This window comes from Streptomyces viridifaciens (genome assembly GCF_001888885.2).
GTDB lineage: Bacteria > Actinomycetota > Actinomycetes > Streptomycetales > Streptomycetaceae > Kitasatospora > Kitasatospora aureofaciens.
Genome location: NZ_CP090840.1, coordinates 683,240 through 702,636, shown reverse-complemented (window position 1 = coordinate 702,636; position 19,397 = coordinate 683,240). Strand labels below are relative to the sequence as shown.

At 72.2% G+C, this 19,397-nt stretch carries 11 protein-coding genes; 7 read left to right on the top strand and 4 right to left on the bottom strand.

The genetic code is table 11. The features are described from left to right. Positions 1-2 precede the first annotated feature (2 nt). From BOQ63_RS03160 to BOQ63_RS03130, 7 genes are all read left to right on the top strand, one after another. Entirely contained in the window at positions 3-4,985 is a 4,983-nt protein-coding gene (locus BOQ63_RS03160) for a non-ribosomal peptide synthetase (protein ID WP_072653338.1), read from the top strand. Continuing rightward, on the top strand, positions 4,982-9,364 hold the full coding sequence (locus tag BOQ63_RS03155) for a MupA/Atu3671 family FMN-dependent luciferase-like monooxygenase (protein WP_454130843.1): 4,383 nt from the start codon (positions 4,982-4,984) through the stop codon (positions 9,362-9,364). The genes BOQ63_RS03160 and BOQ63_RS03155 overlap by 4 nt, the downstream gene beginning before the upstream one ends. Positions 9,365-9,437: 73 nt before the next feature. Then, positions 9,438-11,924 (top strand): type I polyketide synthase, encoded by a 2,487-nt coding sequence (locus BOQ63_RS03150; RefSeq protein WP_072653335.1) that lies wholly within the window; start codon positions 9,438-9,440, stop codon positions 11,922-11,924. Further along, positions 11,906-12,760: a 3-hydroxyacyl-CoA dehydrogenase family protein gene (locus tag BOQ63_RS03145; protein ID WP_030555165.1), complete on the top strand. Its 855-nt coding sequence runs from the start codon at positions 11,906-11,908 to the stop codon at positions 12,758-12,760. Before BOQ63_RS03150 ends, BOQ63_RS03145 begins: the two co-directional genes overlap by 19 nt. Beyond that, entirely contained in the window at positions 12,757-13,053 is a 297-nt protein-coding gene (locus BOQ63_RS03140) for an acyl carrier protein (protein WP_030555163.1), read from the top strand. Before BOQ63_RS03145 ends, BOQ63_RS03140 begins: the two co-directional genes overlap by 4 nt. Next, the gene (locus tag BOQ63_RS03135; RefSeq protein WP_072653334.1) at positions 13,046-14,182 is read left to right on the top strand and encodes an acyl-CoA dehydrogenase family protein; all 1,137 of its coding nucleotides are present in this window, start codon (positions 13,046-13,048) and stop codon (positions 14,180-14,182) included. The genes BOQ63_RS03140 and BOQ63_RS03135 overlap by 8 nt, the downstream gene beginning before the upstream one ends. Next, positions 14,179-15,276, top strand: a complete 1,098-nt coding sequence (locus BOQ63_RS03130; RefSeq protein WP_030555159.1) for an HAD-IIIC family phosphatase — start codon at positions 14,179-14,181, stop codon at positions 15,274-15,276. Before BOQ63_RS03135 ends, BOQ63_RS03130 begins: the two co-directional genes overlap by 4 nt. 208 nt (positions 15,277-15,484) lie before the next feature. On the opposite strand, the gene BOQ63_RS03125 is transcribed toward BOQ63_RS03130, so the two are convergent. The 4 genes from BOQ63_RS03125 to BOQ63_RS03110 all read right to left on the bottom strand — a co-directional run bounded on the left by BOQ63_RS03125 (position 15,485) and on the right by BOQ63_RS03110 (position 19,373). Continuing rightward, complete coding sequence (locus BOQ63_RS03125; protein ID WP_072653333.1) at positions 15,485-16,147, bottom strand: O-methyltransferase; 663 nt, start codon at positions 16,145-16,147, stop codon at positions 15,485-15,487. Between the two features lie 7 nt (positions 16,148-16,154). Further along, positions 16,155-16,970: a class I SAM-dependent methyltransferase gene (locus BOQ63_RS03120; protein ID WP_050366205.1), complete on the bottom strand. Its 816-nt coding sequence runs from the start codon at positions 16,968-16,970 to the stop codon at positions 16,155-16,157. Next, a complete protein-coding gene (locus BOQ63_RS03115) occupies positions 16,967-18,235 on the bottom strand; it encodes a helix-turn-helix domain-containing protein (protein ID WP_030555153.1) in 1,269 nt (422 codons plus the stop codon). The genes BOQ63_RS03120 and BOQ63_RS03115 overlap by 4 nt, the downstream gene beginning before the upstream one ends. A gap of 466 nt (positions 18,236-18,701) precedes the next feature. After that, complete coding sequence (locus BOQ63_RS03110) at positions 18,702-19,373, bottom strand: SDR family oxidoreductase (RefSeq protein WP_030555151.1); 672 nt, start codon at positions 19,371-19,373, stop codon at positions 18,702-18,704. Between the last annotated feature and the right edge of the window lie 24 nt (positions 19,374-19,397).

Sequence of the window (19,397 nt, the reverse complement as noted above, 5' to 3'; positions counted from 1 at the left end):
AAATGGTGCTCAATGAATTCCACGCCCGGCTGGCCGAGGCACCGGACGCGATCGCGGTGCAGGACGGCGACCGGAGGCTGACCTACCGCAGCCTCGCCGCACACGCCTCCGCCCTGGCGACCGAGCTCAACCAGCGCGGGGCGGGCCAGGACAGCGTCGTGGCCGTCTACGCCGACCGGTCGGCGGAACTGGTGGTCGCCGAGCTGGCCGTCCTGCTCGCGGGCGCGGCCTACCTGCCGCTGGACCCGGCCCACCCCGCCGCGCGCATCCGCCAACTGCTGGAGGTCTCCGGCGCCGTCGCGGTCCTCAGCACCGAGGCGCTGGTGTCCGGTGGGGCACCGCTGGGCGACGACGTCCTGGTGGTCGACCTGACGAAGGAACCGTCCGACGCCACCGTCCTGGCACCGCCCCGGCTGACCGGCGCCGAACTGGCCTACGTGATCTACACGTCGGGTTCCACCGGCCAGCCCAAGGGCGTCGCGGTGACCCACGCGAGCCTGGCCAACCTGATGCACTGGCACCACCGGACCTACCGGACGCTGCGGGAGGACCGCTCGACCCTGTTGGCCAGTCCCGGATTCGACGTGTCCGTCCAGGACATCTGGTTCACCCTGACCGCCGGCGCCACGCTGGTGGTGCCGCCCGCCGAGGTGCGCACCTCGCCCCCCGCGCTCGCCGCCTGGCTGGCCGACGAGCAGATCACCGTGACCTTCCTGCCCACACCGCTGGCCGAGGCCGTCCTCGACGAGACCTGGCCGGCGCACACCGTGCTCCGGTTCCTGCACACCGGCGGCTCCGCGATGCAGCGCGGCGTGCCGGACGGCCTGCCGTTCACCGTGATCAACCTCTACGGGCCGACCGAAGCCACCGTGAAGGTGACGGCCGGCGAGGTGGTGGCGGGAGGACCCGTGCCGCCGCCGATCGGCGTGCCCGTCGACGGCGTGCGCTGCTACGTGCTCGACGGACTCGACCCGGTGCCCGACGGCGAAGCCGGCGAACTGTGCCTGGCCGGCGCGTGCGTGGCCCGTGGATACCTGAACGACCCGGCAGCCACGGCGGCGGCGTTCGTACCCGACATCGGCGCCCCCGGGCAGCGGATGTACCGCACCGGCGACAAGGTCCGCCGCCGCCCGGACGGGGTCTTCGAGTACATCGGCCGCTATGACGACCAGGCCAAGATCCGCGGGTTCCGCATCGAGCCCGGCGAGGTGGCCACGGTGCTCAAGCAGCACCCCGGCGTCCGGGACGCCTTCGTGGCGGTCGAGCACTCCGGCCGCCCCGACGCGCGCCTGGTCGGCTACGTCGTCACCGGCGCTCCCACGGCCGAACTGGTCGACTTCGTCGCAGCCCGACTGCCCCGCTACATGGTGCCGGCGGCGCTCGTAGTACTGCCCGCCCTGCCGCTGACCCCCAACGGCAAGGTCGACCGCGCCGCGCTGCCCGCCCCCGACCGCACGGCCGCCGGCCTGGCCGACGTCGCCGCCGCACCCCGCACCCCGACCGAAGTGGCCCTGGCGGGGATCGTGTCCAGGCTGCTCGGCGGCACCGAGGTCGGCGCGCACGACGACTTCTTCGCCCTGGGCGGCAACTCGCTGCTCGTCGCCGGCCTGGCGGGCCGCATCGGGGCCGAGCTGCACACCGTGGTGACCGTGCCAGAGCTGTTCGACGCGCCCACCGTCGCCGCCCTCGCCGCGATCATCGACCAGCGCTCCGCCGTCACCGACGGCAGCCACACCCCCGCCCCGGCGATCGCGCCGGTCCCGCCGCCGGTGCGCCGCGGCGACCGGAGCCGGCCGATCCCGCTGTCCCTGCCGCAGGAGCGCGTCTTCTTCTTCGAGCAGCTCTCGCCCGGCAACCTGGCCTACAACTTCCAGGCCACCGTGTCCATGCAGGGCGAGGTCGACGTCGAGGCCATGCGCGCCACGCTCGACGAGATCGTCCGCCGGCACGAGGTCCTGCGCACCGTCTTCGTCGCCGTCGGGGGCGTGGGCCGCCAGCTCCCGCAGGCGGACGTCAAGGCCTCGCTGAAGGTCCTCGACGTCCCCGCCGAACAGGCCGACGAGGTCGTCGCCGAGCAACTGCGCGAGCCGTTCGACCTGACCAAGCCACCGCTGGCCCGCTGGGTCCTGCTGCGGCACGGCAACGGACAGAACACCTTCCTCCACGTGGAGCACCACTTCGTCCACGACGGCTGGTCGCTGTCGATGTTCCTGTCCGAGTTCCGCGCCATCTACCCGGCCTTCCTCGCCGGGAAGCCCTCACCGCTGCCCGAGCTGGTCGTCCAGTACGCGGACTACGCGCTCTGGCAGCGCGACTTCATGAGCGGCGACGTACTGCGCGCCCACGTCGACCACTGGACCGCCCGACTGGCCGGCGCCCCGCACATCCTGGAGCTGCCCGCCGACCGGCCGCGCCCACCGGTGATGACCTTCCGCGGCCGGGCCCCGCGCATCCTCATCCCGGCCGAACTCGCCCGCGCGCTGCGCTCCTTCAGCCGCGAGAACCGGGTGTCGCTGTTCTCCACCATGTACACCGGCTTCGCGGCCCTGCTCTACCGCTACACGGGACAGCAGGACATGCTCGTGGGCACCGGCGCGGCCAACCGCACCATCCCCGAGCTGGAACCACTGCTCGGCATGCTCGTCAACACGCTGGTCCTGCGCACCAAGGTGTCGCCCGACCAGACGTTCAACGACCTGCTGGCCCAGGTGCGCCAGAGCGTCGCCGAGACGCTCGCCTGGTCCGACACCCCGGTGGACTCGGTGATCGACGCCATCGACCCGGTCCGCGACCCCTCCCGCACACCGCTGTTCCAGGTCATGTTCAGCTTCCACGACTCCGCGGTCCCCGACATCGACTTCGGCGGACTCACCGGCAGGGTCACCGAACGCTCCAACCGCACCGCCAAGGCCGACCTCAACGTGATCGTGATCCCGCGGGCCGAGCAGCGCCTCGGCCGGGAGGCCCGTCCCGAGGACGACGACCTCTACATGATCTGGGAGCACTCCTCCGACCTGTTCGACGAAGCCACCATGGAGCGGATGGTCACCCACTACCTGACCCTGCTCACCAACGCGGTCGCCGAGCCGGGCACCCGGATCGGCGCGCTGCGCCTGCTCCCGCAGGAGGAGGCGCGACAGCTGGAGCGCTGGACCCACGGGCCCGCCGCGGCCGCCTCCCAGCCGGTCACCGACCTGATCGCCCGTCAGGCACAGGCCCGGCCGCAGGCCGTCGCGGTGCGCTGGCCGGGAGGACAGCTCAGCTACGGAGAACTGTGGCGCCGCGCCGGCGCCCTGGCCCACGAGCTGCACGAATCCGGCCTCACCACCGAGGAGCCGGTGGCCGTCTACGCCGACCGCTCCGCCGAGCTGGTGATCGGCGAACTCGCGGCACTCCTGGCCGGCGGCAGCTACCTGCCCGTGGACCCGAGCTACCCGGCCGAGCGGGCCGCCTACATCCTGCAGGACGCCGGCGTGCGCACGGTCCTGGTCACCCCCCGTACGCGCCCGCAGCTGCCCGCCTCCGCGCAGAACCTCCAGATCCTCGACCTGGCCGCCGACAACCCGCACGCGCCGCTCCGCACCGAGCCCGCCACCCCCGAGCGGTTGGCGTACCTCATCTACACCTCGGGATCCACCGGCCGGCCCAAGGGCGTGGCCCTGGAACACCGCGGGCTCGCCAACCTGGTCGCCTGGCACGTGGACGAGTACGCCCTCGGCCCGGACGACCGCACCACGCTGTTCGCCAGCCCTGGCTTCGACGCGTCGACCTGGGAGATCTGGCCCACCCTCGCGGCCGGCGCCACCCTGAGCGTCGTCCCGCCGCACCTGCGGGCCGCACCCGCCGAACTGGTGCGCTGGCTCACCGAGGAACGGATCACCGCGGCGTTCCTGCCCACCCCCGTCGCCGCGGCCGTCCTGAACGAGCCGTGGCCGGCCGACACCGCGCTGCGCACCCTGCTGACCGGCGGCGACGTGCTGCCGGCCGCGCCCCCCGCCGGACTGCCGTTCCGCCTCCACAACCACTACGGACCGACCGAGAACACCGTCGTGGCCACGGCCGGCCCGGTGCCGCCGGACCCGGACGGGCTGCGCCCGGCCATCGGCCGGCCGATCAGCGGCATCGACGCCCACGTCCTGGACGCCGAGGGACAACCCGTGCCCACCGGTGTTCGCGGCGAGCTGTACCTCGGCGGCACCGCGGTGGCCCGCGGCTACGTCAACCGCTCCGAGCTCACCGCCCAGAGCTTCCCCACCGACCCGTTCACCGACCGGCCCGGCGCACGCCTGTACCGCACCGGCGACGTCGTGCGCTGGCGCCCCGACGGGCAGCTGGAGTTCCTCGGCCGCGCGGACGAGCAGGTCAAGATCCGGGGCTTCCGGATCGAGCCCGAAGAGGTCGCGGCCACGCTCCGGGAACACCCGGACGTGCGCGACGCCGTGGTCGTCGCCCGCGCCTTCGCACCGGGCGCCGAGGCCTCACTGGTGGCCTACGCCTGCGCCGACGGCCAGGACGAGTCCCTCGCCGAGGAGAAGCTGCTGGCGTTTCTGCGCGACCGGGTGCCCGTGTACATGGTGCCCGACCGGATCGTCGTGCTCGACACCCTGCCGCTCACCGAGCACGGCAAGATCGACCACGACGCGCTGGTCGCCCTGACCCCGAGCACCCCGGTCGAACCCGAGGCCGAGCAGGCGCCGCGCACCCCCACCGAGGAACGCGTCGCACAGCTCGCGTCCGCGCTGCTCCACGACCAGCCGATCGGGCGCGCGGACGACTTCTTCCGCGCCGGCGGCCACTCCCTGATGGCAGCCCGACTGGTGGCCCAGGTCAACGAGGCCTTCGGCGTCGAGGTGCCGATCGCCGCGTTCCTCCAGCGGCCCACGGTGGCCGGCCTGGCGGACGCCGTGACCACGGCGACCGCAGCGCCCAGGACCGCCCCGATCAAGCCGCGCGCCCGCCGCACCGGAACCGAGGTGCAGCAGTGAGCACAGCCATCGAACCCGGGACCGGGGGAGAGGACGACTGGGCCCCGCTGTCGTACGCGCAACAGCGACTGTGGTTCCTCGACCAGCTGCAGCCGGGCAGCGCGGTCTACAACGTCCCGCTCGGCTACGACATCACCGGCCCGCTGCACCACACCGCCCTCGAACAGGCGCTGACCGAAGTCGTGCGGCGCCACGAGATCCTGCGCACCGCCTTCCGCTCGACCGCGGGCACCCCGCGCCAGGTGGTCCTGCCACCCGCGCCGGTGTCCATCCCCGTCGTCGACCTGACCGCACCCGGCCGCTCGGCGCACGAGGTGGCACGGCTCGCGGACGAGGAAGCCGGAGCCCCGTTCGACCTGGTCGCCGGCCGGGTCATCCGGGCCCGCCTGCTGCGCCTCGGTGAGCAGCAGCACCGCCTGCTGCTCACCGTGCACCACCTCGCCTGCGACGCGCCGTCGGTCGGCACGCTCGGCAAGGAACTCGAGGTCCAGTACCTGGCCGCCCTGGGCGGCCGGGTACGGCCCGAGCCCGACCTGCCCATGCAGTACGCCGACTTCGCCGACTGGCAGCAGAACACCCTCGCCGGGCCCGAACTCGACCGGCTGCTGGCGTACTGGACGGACCGGCTGGCCGACATGCCCGCCCGGAACCTGCCCACCGACCACCCGCGCCCGCCGGTGCAGAGCTACCGCGGCGCCGCGCTCACCTTCGACCTGCCACCGACAGCGGTCCAGCGGCTCGAAGAGCTGGGCCGGGCGGAGGGCGTCACGCTCTACAGCGTCCTGCTCGCCGCGTTCGCGGTCCTGCTGCGGGCGCACGTCGGCGAGGACGAGGTCGTGGTCGGCACCCCGGTCTCCGGACGGGAACGGCCCGAACTGGCCCGCCTCATCGGGTTCTTCACCAACACCCTGGTGCTGCGCTGCGACCTCGGGTCCGGCCCGACGTTCCGCGAGCTGATCCAGCGCCTGTGGGAGGAGGTCAAGGGCGCGCTGGCCCACCAGGACCTGCCGTTCGAGAAACTCGTCGAAGAACTGCACCCCGACCGCGACCTCGCCCAGAACCCGCTGTTCCAGGTGCTGTTCAGCTACCGCTACGAGGACGAGGGATCGGGCCTGCGCCTGGACGGCTGCCAGGTGCGGCAGGTACTGGGCGATACCGGCGCGGCGCGCTTCGACCTCACGCTCAGCCTCACCCGCAACCCGGCCGGCGTGACCGGCCGCCTGGAGTACAGCACCGACCTGTTCGAGGCCACGACCGCCGAGCGGATCGCCCAGCGTTACGTCCAGGTCGTGACCGCCGCCGCACAGACCCCCGACCGGCCCGTCGACGAGCTGACGGTGCTGCCGCCGGGCGAACTCGCCACCCTCACCGACTGGCAGTCCGGCACCCCGGCCGGCGTCCCCGACGCCGCCCTGGTGCACCTGCTGCTGGCGCAGCGGGTGGCCGCGACGCCCGACGAGGTCGCCCTGGTGGCCTCCGACACCACCCTGACCTACCGCGAACTCGACCACCTCGCCGACCGGTTCGCCGCCCAGCTGCGCCGCCTCGGCGTGGCACCGGACGAGCCGGTCGGGGTCCACCTGGGCCGCACCTCCCTGCTGATGGTCACCCTGCTGGGGATCCTCAAGGCGGGCGCCGCCTACCTCCCGCTGGACCCCGGCTACCCGCGCGACCGGCTGGCCTTCATGGTCGCCGACGCGGGCGTGCGGCTGGTCGTCGCGGACTCCAGGTCCGCCGCGGCCGCCGGCCGGCTCGGCGCCGCCCAGGTCGTGGTGCCCGACCTCACCGGGCAGCCGCAGGGCCCGGCCGACGGCGAGCCGTCGGCGCCCACCCCCGACAACCTGGCGTACGTGATCTACACCTCCGGGTCCACCGGACGGCCGAAGGGAGTCATGGTCACCCACCGCAACGTGGCCAACCTCTTCGCCGGGATGGACGAGGCCTTCGGGACCGACGAGCCCAGCACCTGGCTCGCGGTGACCAGCGTCTCCTTCGACATCTCCGTGGTCGAGCTGCTGTGGGCCCTGACGCACGGCCACCGCATCGTGCTGCGCGCCGAGCCGCCCCTGGCCTCGGCCGCGGTCGCCGCGGCCTCCGCCGCGGTGGCCGGCGCCCGGACCCGCGAGATCGACTTCAGCCTGCTCTACTTCGGCAGTGACTCCGAGGCCAGCTCCGAGGACCGCTACCGGCTGCTGCTGGAGGGCGCGAAGTTCGCCGACCGCAACGGCTTCACGGCCGTGTGGACCCCCGAGCGCCACTTCCACCAGTTCGGCGGGCTGTACCCGAACCCCTCGGTGATGGCGGCGGCCGTCGCCGCCACCACCGAGCGGGTCCAGGTACGCGCGGGCAGCGTGGTGATGCCGTTGCACGACCCGTTGCGGGTGGCCGAGGAATGGTCCGCCGTGGACAACCTCTCCGCCGGCCGGGTCGGCATCTCCCTCGCCTCGGGCTGGCACGCCAACGACTTCGTCCTGGCACCGGAGCGCTTCCACCAGCGCAAGCAGCTGATGATGGACGGCCTCGCGCAGGTCCGCAAGCTGTGGCGCGGCGAGAAGGTGACGCGCCCCAACGGCGTCGGCGCCGAGGTCGAGGTCGGGGTGTTCCCCCGGCCCGTCCAGTCGGAGCTGCCGGTGTGGCTGACCAGCGCCAAGCATCCGGAGACCTTCCGGATGGCCGGCGAGGCCGGCACCGGGGTGCTCACCCACCTCCTCGGGCACAACCTGGAGGAGCTGGCCGAGAAGATCGCGCTGTACCGCAAGACCTGGCGCGAGCACGGGCACGCCGGGGACGGCCACGTGGCGGTCATGGTCCACACCTTCGTCGGTCCGGACCTCGACGAGGTCCGGGAGCTGGTCCGGGAGCCGATGAGCCGGTACCTGGAGACCTCCTTCGACCTGATCGCCTCGCTCGGCGCCACCACCGGCAGCGCCGAGGACTTCAAGGCGCTGCCGCCCGAGGAACTGCGGGAGCTGGTCGACCGGGCCTTCGAACGGTTCTTCGCGACCGCCAGCCTGCTCGGCACCCCGCAGGTGTGCGCCGACATGGTGGACCGGATGAAGGCCGCCGGCGTCGACGAGGTCGCCTGCCTGATCGACTTCGGCGTCGACGAGAAGGCGGCACTGGACGCCCTGACCCACCTGACCACCGTCCGGGAGATCAGCGAGGAACGCAGGGACGCCGCCCTGGCCAAGGCCGAGGAGCCGATCGCCGACCAGATGCGCGAGCACGCGGTGACGCACCTGCAGTGCACCCCGTCCCTGGCCCGCGCGCTGCTGGCGGACCAGGACACCCGCGCCGAACTGCCCCGGCTCAGCCGGCTGCTGGTGGGCGGGGAAGCGCTCCCCGCCGACCTGGCCCGCGAACTCGCCGACGCCGTCAAGGGCACGGTCCACAACATGTACGGGCCGACCGAGGCCGCGGTCTGGGCGACCACCTCGCAGATCCGCCCCGACGGCGGCGCGGTGTCCATCGGGCGCCCGCTGGCCAACGTCCGCGCCTACGTGGTCGACCGCGACGCACGGCTGTGCCCCACGGGCGTCCCCGGAGAACTGCTGCTCGGCGGGGCGGGCGTGGTCCGCGGCTACCTCGACCGCGCCGACGTGACCGCCGAACGCTTCCAGCCCGACCCGTTCGTCGGCCTGCCCGGCGCACGGCTCTACCGGACGGGCGACCTGGCCCGCTGGACCTCCGGCGGCGAACTGGAGTTCCTCGGCCGGCTCGACGACCAGGTGAAGCTGCACGGCCACCGCATCGAACTCGGCGAGATCGAGACGGCACTCGCCGCACACCCGGGGGTCCGCTCGGCGGTCGCCGTCATCCGGGGCACCGGCGCGGAGCAGCGGATCATCGGCTACTACGTACCGGCCCAGGACCGCTCCACAGCCGTCACCGAACTGCGCGGCTTCCTCGCTGCACGGCTGCCCGGCTACATGCTGCCCAGCGCGCTCCACCCCATCGACACCGTGCCGCTGACCCCGAACGGGAAGGTCGACCGCAAGGCGCTGCCCGACCTGTCGGACGCGCGCCCGCGAAGCGCGACGGCGTACGCACCTCCCACGAACGAGACCGAACGACTGGTCACCGACGTGTGGCGCGAGGTCCTCGGCGTGGAGCGGGTGGGCCTGGACGACAGCTTCTTCGAACTCGGCGGCAACTCGCTGCTCGTGGTGGTGGCCAGGGCCAAGCTCCTCGAACACCGGGACAGCGGGCTCTCCCTGGTGGACATGTTCCGGTACCCGTCCGCACGGGCCCTCGCCGAGGCCATCGACCGCAAGCACACCGATGAACCCGACGGGGCGGTCGGCGCGGCCACCGCCCGGGCAGCCGCCCGCCGCGCCGCCGGACAGGCGGCACGCCGCGCCGGCAGGACAGGGATGTGACAGTGCCAATCAACACTTCGACACGGCATCGAGCCACGGGGGGCCTTGGGTGAGTACCGAGATGGAAGACGGAATGGAGCCGATCGCGGTCGTCGGACTCGCCGGACGACTGCCGGGAGCCGCCACCATCGAGGCGTTCTGGCGCAACCAGCGCGACGGCGTCGAGTCGGTCACCCGGTTCACCCCCCAGCAGCTGGCCGACGCCGGATGGCCGGCCGACATGGTGGCCCACCCCGACTACGTGCCCGCCGCCGCGGTCATCGAGGACGCCGACCACTTCGACGCGGAGTTCTTCGGCTACAGCCGCGAACAGGCCGAGATCAGCGACCCGCAGCAGCGGATCTTCGCCGAGACCGTCTGGCACGCCCTGGAGGACACCGGACACGACCCCTCGCACTTCGACGGCGCCGTGGGCGTCTACGCCGGCCAGTTCGCCAACAAGTACCTGCCGCTGAACCTCCTCGCCAACGCGAAGTTCCGCGGATCGCTGGCGGCCTTCTCCGCACGCCCGTACAACGACAAGGACTTCCTCGCGACCAGGGCCGCCTACCTGTGCGACCTGCGCGGCCCCGCGATGACCGTCCAGTCGGCGTGCTCCACCTCGCTCGTCGCCATCCACCTCGCCTGCCAGGCACTGCTGGGGCACGAGTGCGACATGGCGCTGGCGGGAGGAGTGGCGCTGCCCGTCCCGCTGATCGGCGGTTACCCGGTGGTCGCCGGCGGCATCTTCGCCCGTGACGGCCACTGCCGGCCCTTCGACGCCTCCTCCAGCGGGACCGTCCCCGGATACGGCGTCACCGTCGTGGCCCTGCGCAGGCTCAGCGACGCGCTCGCGGACAACGACCACATCCGCGCACTGATCCTCGGCAGCGCGCTCAACAACGACGGCTCGGCGAAGTTCGGGTTCAACGCACCCAACGGACAGGCACAGGCCGAGGTGATCGCCACGGCGCACGCAGTCGCCGGCGTGCCGTCGGAGAGCATCGGCTACATCGAGGCCCACGGCACCGGCACCCCCCTCGGCGACCCGATCGAGCTGGCCGGACTCACCAAGGCCTTCAACACCAAGGAGCGCGGCTACTGCGCGATCGGTTCGGCGAAGGCCAACATCGGTCACCTCGACGCCGCCGCAGGAGCCGCCGGCTTCGCCAGGGCCGTACTGGCGCTCGAACACCAAGAGATCCCGCCGAGCATCAACTACGACGCACCCAACCCGGCCCTGCTGCTGGAGCGCACACCGTTCTACGTCCCGACCACCGCCCGCCCCTGGCCGCGCGGCACGACACCGCGACGGGCCGGCGTCAGCGCCTTCGCCGTCGGCGGCACCAACGCCCACGTGGTGCTCCAGGAAGCACCGGCACCGCGAGCCGCCGAGCCGCCCGCACGGGACCACCAGCTGCTCGTCCTGTCCGCGCGCACCGCCAAGGCCCTCACGGACGCGGCGAACAACCTCGCCGACCGCCTGGAGCAGGACGACCTCGACCTCGCCGACGTCGCCTACACGCTGCAAGTCGGCCGGCGCGCGTTCCCGCACCGCCGGCACCTGGTGTGCCGCGACCGCACCGAGGCGATCACCGCCCTCCGGGCCCTGGCACACCCCGGCACCGAGGACACCACCGCGAACCCGGACGCCCGCCAGGTGGTCTTCATGTTCCCGGGCAGCGCCTCCCACCGGCCGGACGCCGCCGCACGGATCCACCGCAGCGAACCGGCCTTCGCCCAGGAAGTCGACCGCTGCGCCGAACTGGCGCGGCCCCTGCTCGGCCACGACCCGCGCGCCCTGCTCCTGCCCTCCACCTGGGAGGGCCCGCAGCAGCGCCACGACGACCCGCGCGGCACGGCAGCCGCGGCCTTCATCCTGCAGTGGTCCCTCGCACAGCTCTGGCAGTCCTGGGGCGTGAGCCCCGCCGCGATGATCGGCGAAGGGGACGGCGAGTACGTGGCAGCCTGCCTGGCCGGCGTGATCGACCTGGCGGACGCCATCGACGTCACGATCACCGCCGCCGAGCTGCGCTCCCGCGCCGGGGCGGGCACCTTGCTCGACGCCCACGCCTCCGAGTTCGCCGCCAAGATGGCGCGCCACGCACTCAAGCCCCCGCAGGTGCCCTACATCAGCGCAGCGACCGGAACCTGGACCAGCCCCCAGGAGGCCGTGGACCCCGCCCACTGGGCCCGCCACCTGCGCCAGCCCTCCCGGACCGCCGACGGCCTACGGGAACTGGCCGGCGAACCCGGCCGGATCCTGCTCGAAATGGGACCGGGCAGCACGCTGACCGACACCGCCGCGCGGCAGCACACGGCGAAGCAACCGGCGGCGGTGGCGTCACTGCCACCCGCGGACGGGAACCGGTCCGACCACGCCGCTCTGCTCCACGCCGTCGGCACGCTGTGGCAGTCCACCGTGCACATCGACTGGGAAGCCCTGCGCGGCACCTCGCGACCGCGGCGGGTCTCCCTGCCGGGCTACCCGTTCCAGCGGAGCCGGTACTGGATCGGGCCCGACTCCGGCAGTTACGAACCACTGGGTCTGGAGGAGGAGTCATGGACGAGCAGCTCATAGCCATCGTAGGAGCCGGCGTCATGGGCACCGGGATCTCGACGCTCGTCGTCGGAGCCGGCCTGCCCGTCGTACTGGTGGACGTCGACCAAGGCGTGCTCGAGCGCGCCACCACGGCGATCGCCAACGGCCTGCGGCACGCACAGCTCACGGGCGCACTGCCACCCGGGCGCACACCCGGCGAACTGCGCACGACCCTCTCGCTGAGCGACGTCGCCGCCGCGGACGTGGTCATCGAGGCGGTCACCGAACTGCCCGATCAGAAGGCGCAAGTGCTCTCCGCCGTATCGGCACTGGTCCGCCCCGCAACCCCCCTGATCTCCAACACCTCCGGCATACCCATCGACGAAATGGCCGCATGGGTGAAGAACCCGGACGACCTCATCGGAACGCACTTCATGAACCCCGCGTACCTCATCTCCATGGTCGAGGTGATCCGCGGCCCGCAGACCGCCGACCGGACCGTCGAGTCGGTGCTCTCGCTGCTGACCCGGATCGGCCGGCGCGCGGTGGTGGTCCACGACGCGCCCGGCTTCGTGACGAGCCGGCTCCTGCACCCGATGATCAACGACGCCGCCCAGGTGGTGCGTGCCGGCACCGCCACCGTCGAGGACGTGGACACCCTGATGCAGGGCTGCCTCGGCCACCCGACGGGTCCGCTGCGCACCGCGGACCTGATCGGCATCGACAACCTCGTCGACGCCCTGGAGGCGCTGTACGCGCGGACCGGGGACGAGCGGTGCCGCCCCAGTGAACTCCTTCTCGAAAAGGTCCGGCGAGGCGAACTCGGCCGAAAGAGCGGCCGTGGCTTCTACAACTACAGTGAGGCACAGTCATGACCCCGGAGCAGCAGACCGAAAAGGCGCCCTTCGACACGGACGCCGTCGTCGACGAGATCACCAGGTTCGTGGCCGAGCAGACCCGGACCACCCCCGACGTGGACCAGGACCTCTTCACCACCGGCATCGCCAACTCCATGTTCGCCATGCAGCTGGTCGTCTTCCTGGAGCAGGCCTACCGCGTGACGGTCGCCGGACCGGACCTGCAACTGTCCAACTTCCGCACGATCAAGAGCATGGCCGCGCTCGTCGGCCGACTCCAGGCAGAGTCTGCCGCAGACAGCGATGTCTGACGGGCACTTCGCGGAGCACGAGGCCACCTGGCGTCTCGTCAAGGAGAACGCCGGCGGATGGGACATCGCCGGCGAGATCCCGCGAACCGTCCTGAGCGGACTCGGTGCGGCCGGCGTGCTCTGCGCCGAAGTACGGAAGGAACACGGCGGACTCGGCCTGGGCAGCCAGGAGAGCGGGAAACTCACCGCTCACGTCGGGAGCCTGTGCAGTTCGCTGCGCAGCGTGATGACCTCGCAGGGCATGGCGGCGTGGACGGTACAACGCCTCGGCACCCGCGAGCAGCGGGCGGCGTTCCTGCCGCAGCTCACCGGCGGCCGGCTCGCGGCCGTCGCCTTCAGCGAGCCCGACGCCGGCAGCGACCTCGGCGCGATGACCACCCAGCTGCGCCTCGACGGTGACACGGTGATCGTGGACGGCAGCAAGACGTGGATCACCGCCGCGGCCTACGCCGACCTGATCGTGGTCATCGGCAAGGCGGGCGACACCGCGGCGGCGGTCGTCGTGCCGACCGACGCCCAGGGGGTCCGGATCGAGAAGGTCCCCCACCCGATGGGCTGTCGCGCGGCCGGGCACGCCCGGGTCCAGCTGGAGGGCGTACGCCTGCCGGCCGCGAACGTCCTCGGCGGCACCGGGCTGTCACTGCCGTTCCTGGTGACGACGGCCCTGGCCTACGGCCGGATGTCGGTGGCGTGGGGCTGCGTCGGCATCCTGCGTGGCTGTCTCGGCGCGGTGACCGAACACGCCCGCTCACGGCGGCAGTTCGGCAAGCCGATCGCGGAGCACCAGCTGGTCGCCCGCAGGATCGCCGAACTCTACGCCGCGGAGCGCACCGCCACCGCGGTGTGCCAGCAGGCCAGTGAGTGCTGGGAGTCGGGTTCGCCGGACCAGGTGATCGCCACCGTCCTCGCCAAGCACGTCGGCGCGACCGAGGCCGTGCGCGGGGCCGCTTCGGCCCTGCAGATCATGGCCTCGGCCGGTGCGTCGGACGGCCACGTGGTCGCCCGCGCCTACCGGGACGCGAAGTTGATGGAGATCATCGAGGGCAGCAGCGAGATCTGTCAGCTCGAACTCGCCAGACACGCCCTGGCGACCGGTCACGGCACAGCCCGGCAGGAGGAGGCGCAATGAGCGGACCGTTGCCACCGAGCGAACCGATCACCACCGTCAAATGCGTCGTCTGGGACCTGGACAACACGCTGTGGAAGGGCACCCTGCTCGAGGGCGACGACGTGGTCATCGACGACCACGTCTACGAGACCGTCGTGGGTCTCGACTCCCGCGGCATCCTCCAGGCCGTCGCCAGCAAGAACGACCACGGCCCAGCCTGGCAGCGACTGGAGGAACTCGGCGTCGCCGAGTACTTCGTGGCGGCCAGGATCGGGTGGGGCCCGAAGTCGGCGTCGGTCCGCGAGATCGCCGACGAGCTGAAGTTCGCCCACGGCACGATCGCCTTCGTCGACGACCAGCCGGCGGAACGCGCGGAGGTGGAGTTCCACCTGCCGCAGGTGCGCTGCTACCCGGCCGAGTCGGCGACGCAGCTGCTGACGCTGCCCGAGTTCACCCCGGCGACGGTGACGGTCGACTCGCGTCGCCGCCGCCAGATGTACCAGGCGAACGTGCGGCGCCAGGCCGAGCAGGAGTCGTTCGACGGGCCGTCGGAGGAGTTCTTGCGTTCGTTGGACCTCGTGATGGAGATCGGCCGGGCCACGGCCGGCGACCTCTCCCGGATGGAGGAACTGACGCTGCGGACGAGCCAGATGAACGCGACCGGTGTCCACTACTCCGACGCCGACCTGCGCGCGCTCCTGGACGACGCACGCCACGAGGTCCTCGCGGTGACGATGAGCGACCGCTTCGGCTCGCACGGCGCGGTCGGTGTCGCGCTGGTGGAGACCGGTGGGGCCGTGTGGCACCTGAAGCTCCTGGCCACCTCGTGCCGGGTCGTCTCGTTCGGTGCCGGCGCCACGGTGCTGAACTGGCTGATCGGCGAGGCGGCGGCGGCCGGCGCCCATCTGGTCGCGGACTTCCGGCCGACGGCACGCAACCGGGTGATGGAAGTCGCCTACCGGTTCGCCGGGTTCACCGACGAACACTGCGCCTGTCTTGCCGAACTGCCGCTACCCGAGGGCGGGCAGACGCAACGACTGCACATCATCCCGGAGCCCAGGCCGGCGCCCGGCACGCTGCGTCTGGACGCGGTCCGACTGGCCACGGCCCGCTAGCACACCGAGCCGGAACGCTCGCCGCCCCCGTTCGTTCGCGGGGGCGGCGGGCGTTTTCCCGTGCCCCGGGTGCGGACCTGCGCGTGGTCGGCGGTCGGCCGCGCCCTCGTCGACGGCGGGCGCCGTGGGAGCCCGCGCGAACGCAGCGTCGGACGGCGGTGGGACGCATCGCGTCCCACCGCCGTCCGACCGGCTGCGGCCCGGGGGGTTACTTCTTGCGGGCGAGGGTGATTCCGTCGGCCATCGTGAGCATCGAGACCTCCACGCGCGGATCGTCGCGCAGCGAGGCGTTGAGCGCCCGGACCGCGGTGGTGTCCGGGTCCTGGCTGTCCGGGTCGACCACGCGGCCGAAGAAGAGCGTGTTGTCGATGACGATCAGCCCTCCCACCCGCGTGAGGTCGAGCGCGGCCTCGTAGTACGTCCCGTAGTTGGCCTTGTCCGCGTCGATGAACACGAGGTCGAAGCTCTCGCCGCCGCGCTCGTCGGCGAGGGCGGCGAGGGTCTTCGTGGCGTCACCGATGCGGGCGTCGATGCGGTCGGCGACCCCTGCGCGCTTCCAGTAGCCGGCGCCGATCGCCGGCCACCGCTCGTTGACGTCGAGGGTGACGACCGTGCCGCCCGCCGGCAGCGCCCGCGCCATGCACAGGGTGCTGTAGCCGGTGAAGGTGCCGACCTCCAGCACCGACGTGGCACCGCACAGGCCGACCAGGAGCGCCAGCAGCTGGCCCTCCTCGGCCATCAGCTGCATGGCCGTTCCGGCCGGCAGCCCCGCGGTCTCCTCGCGGAGTTCGGTCAGGATCGGGTCCTCCCGCAGGGAGACGGCGCGGACGTACTCGCGGATCTCCGGTGTCGCCTCGATCTGATCTGCCATGCCGGGCTCACTTCCTCGCGACGCAGGCGAAGGACAGCGGGATCGGGTCGCCCTGGATCCGCCAGTTGTGGTCGCCGTCCGGCACCATCAGGGGCAGGCGCTGGCGCGCGTCGTAGGGGACCTCGCGGACGCGCTCGATGGTCAGGCCGGCGTCTATGAGCGAGTTCAGCACCTCCTCGATGGTCCAGCGCCAGCCGTAGATGGAGTGCGTCTCGACCTCGACCTCGTCCTCGATCCGGTCGGCGTAGGTCGCGGACATCTCGTGGTGCACGTCCCGGGACTGGAACAGCGAGCGGGCCACCCGCAGCTCCCCGTCGACGTCGCCGAAGAGGGTGAGGATCGGGTGTATCTCGACGATGGTGAGGGTGCCGCCCGGCTTGACGTACTGCGCCGCGATCTTGGCCCAGCCGGCGATGTCGGGCAGGAAGGAGAGGGTGCCGTACCCGGTGAAGACCATGTCGAACTGGCCGTCGAGCACCTTCGGCAGGTCGTAGAGGTTCGCCTGGACGAAGTTCGCGTCGAGGTCGAGCTCGGTGGCGAGGCCGCGGGCGATGTCGATCGCGTCGTCCGCGATGTCGGTGCCGGTCACCTTCGCGCCCATGCGGGCGAGCGAGAGGGAGTTGACGCCGATGTGGCACTGGAGTTCGAGCAGGGACTTGCCGCTGACGTCGCCGAGCTCCTCCCGCTCCAGCCGGCGCAGCATGTTGTGCCCCTGCTTGAACCTCTCCACGTCGTAGTACGAGGACTGCATATGCGCCCGTGCTCGCAGGTTGAAGCCTTCTCGGTTGGCCGAGATCTTGTCGAGGTCGCTCATGGAGGTCATCGCTGTTTCCCTTCGGCTTGGATGGGTGGGTGTGGACGGCCGCCGACGACCAGCGGCGCCAGATCGCGCCGGCCGGTCACCCCGAGCTTCTGGTAGACGCGGCCGAGGTAGTTGTCGACGGTGCGGGCGGACAGCCCCAGCCGGTGTCCGATGGCGGGGCTGGTGAGTCCGTTGGCGGCCAGCAGCGCCACGTCCCGCTCGCGGCTGGTGAGCTCGACCAGCGGGGCGGTGAGCTGCAGCAGCGGGGTCGTCGCGTTGGGACACGCGATGGTGCTGGGGGAGACGCGGGTGTGCCGTACGGCGGCCGCGGCGGTGGCGGTCTCCGCGGCGAGCAGGTCCATCCCGAGTTCGGTGAACTTCGCCGTGGCGACGTCCAGGGCGCCGGGATCGGAGCGGGCCAACGCGGCCGCGGCGCCGGCCATGGTCGGCACGACCGGTCCCGGTACCAGGTCGGCGAGCGCGGCCAGGCGGTGCCGTACGGCGTTGGGGTTGCCGAGACGGGCCACGTCGTAGCTCGCCGTGGCTTCGACCGCGTACTGGCCCAGGGCCATGGCCATGTCGGCCGCGGCGAGTGCCTGCCGGGCGGCGAGCGTGGTGTCCCCGCCGGCCGCCGTGGTCCATGCCTGGCTCAGGGTCAACCACGGGACGAACAGGCGGTTCTCGGGTTCCTGGTCGGCGAGCCGCCGAGTCTGCTGGTTGCCGGCCTGATCGCCGAACACGGCGAGTTCGGCCAGCCGCGGCGCCACCATGAGGCACGAGTTGCCGCCGTCGAACAGGAGCGAAGCGGCCTCAGCGTCGGCGATGGCGGTGGCCACGTTGGCGACCTGGCCGCGCAGTGCCAGCCAGCCGCCGGCCACCGCGGTGTTCCCGGCGGCCACCTCGTCCCGGTACCCGTTCTCGGCTATCCGGCAGGCGTGGCGCACCTGGCCGGCCATCAGCAGCGCGAAGCAGTGCGCGTAGCCGATCTCGGCGAACCAGGGCTGGCCCGGGCCGCGCCGGTCGGGCGCCGCCGAAGCCTGGTCGAACCGGCCGGCCGGGCTGGCCGCGACGACCACGGTGGTCACCGCCGACCGGATCGCGCCGTCGGGCACCTGCCAGCCGCGCAACCCCTTCCCGCTCGAGGCCGTTGCCGCGTGGGTGGGGCCGTCCAGCAGCAGCAAGCCGGCCCAGGGTGTCCCGGCCGCCGTATTGCCGGCGTCGTCCAGCCTCCGGTGCGCGGACCGAACATCCTCCGCCGCCCAGCGCGGGATGGTCGCCGCGGTCACCGCCCAGTGGGTGCACCGCGCTGTCGGGGCGGCGCCTGAGGGCTGGTGGGGCGGTGGGTCGGCGGCCACCACGGAAGGTAATCGGCGTCCGGCCGATGTGCTCGCCAGAGCCGTGCCGACGGTGCTCCCGCCGGCGATCACGACGCCGGCTCGCGCCGCCGGTCTTGTCTTTGCACATGACTGCACAACAAAGTAACCCCCCTGTGTCGAAAAAAAGAGATCCTTCGTGCCGAGCCCACCGTCCGGAATCGGACCGTGCGTGCGTGAACGACGCCGCGCCGGCCCGATTGTTCAGGCGGAGCCGTGTGACGTCATCATCCGTGGCGGCGTCCCGGATCGGTCTCCCGAGTTCCGCAGCCGACCCGGGACGCCGGAAATAACGACCGGAATTCGCGGATTCCCCGCGGTGCGGCCGGGAATCCCCACTGATTCCCGGAGCGCACGGCCGTCATCCACGGGACGGGTCCTAGATGTCGATGGCCTTTTCGATGGGAGTCCCGCCGCCGACCACGACGTAGATGCGGCGGGCGGTTTCGGGCCGGTCGATGAGCGCCACGAGCACGGCGGCGACGTCCTGCCGGGCGACCTGGTCGAATCTGGCGTGCTTGGGCCCGACCCTGTTGCCGAGGGTGAGTTCGACGGTGCCCTCGCCGTTACCGTCGGTGAGCACGCCGGGCCGCAGCACCGTCCAGTCGAGCTCGGTCCTGGCGAAGATGTGCTGTTCCGCGGCGCGCTTGGCCCGCAGGTAGATGGCGTACCCCTCACCGATGCCGCGGTCGTCGGCGCAGCCCACGTTGATGGAGCTGACGTGCAGGAACCGTCGCACACCGGCCTGTTGCGCCGCGTCCATGACGAGCACGACGGCGCCCCGGTCCACCTTGTCCCGGCGCGCGGAGGTGGCGCTGTTGCCCGAGCCGGCGGAGAAGACGACGGCGTCCGCGCCGACCATGGTCGCGGCCACCTCGTCCACCGTCGCGCGCTCGAGATCGAGCACGACGGCCTCTCCGCCCGCGGCCCTGACGTCGTCGACGTGGCGGGGGTTGCGCACGATGCCCACGACGGATTCGCCACGGTTGGCGAGGAGCCGGGTTAACCGCAGGGCGATCTTGCCGTGGCCGCCGGCGATGACAATCTTCATTCGATACCCTTTTTCCGGATTCGG

What these genes read in the sequence shown, in the direction of transcription:
- BOQ63_RS03150 (WP_072653335.1), top strand. Translation starts at nt 9,438, where the DNA reads ATGGAGCCGATCGCGGTCGTCGGACTCGCCGGACGACTGCCGGGAGCC.
- BOQ63_RS03110 (WP_030555151.1), bottom strand. Translation starts at nt 19,373, where the DNA reads ATGAAGATTGTCATCGCCGGCGGCCACGGCAAGATCGCCCTGCGGTTA.
- BOQ63_RS03145 (WP_030555165.1), top strand. Translation starts at nt 11,906, where the DNA reads ATGGACGAGCAGCTCATAGCCATCGTAGGAGCCGGCGTCATGGGCACC.
- BOQ63_RS03160 (WP_072653338.1), top strand. Translation starts at nt 3, where the DNA reads ATGGTGCTCAATGAATTCCACGCCCGGCTGGCCGAGGCACCGGACGCG.
- BOQ63_RS03125 (WP_072653333.1), bottom strand. Translation starts at nt 16,147, where the DNA reads ATGGCAGATCAGATCGAGGCGACACCGGAGATCCGCGAGTACGTCCGC.
- BOQ63_RS03135 (WP_072653334.1), top strand. Translation starts at nt 13,046, where the DNA reads ATGTCTGACGGGCACTTCGCGGAGCACGAGGCCACCTGGCGTCTCGTC.
- BOQ63_RS03130 (WP_030555159.1), top strand. Translation starts at nt 14,179, where the DNA reads ATGAGCGGACCGTTGCCACCGAGCGAACCGATCACCACCGTCAAATGC.
- BOQ63_RS03140 (WP_030555163.1), top strand. Translation starts at nt 12,757, where the DNA reads ATGACCCCGGAGCAGCAGACCGAAAAGGCGCCCTTCGACACGGACGCC.
- BOQ63_RS03120 (WP_050366205.1), bottom strand. Translation starts at nt 16,970, where the DNA reads ATGACCTCCATGAGCGACCTCGACAAGATCTCGGCCAACCGAGAAGGC.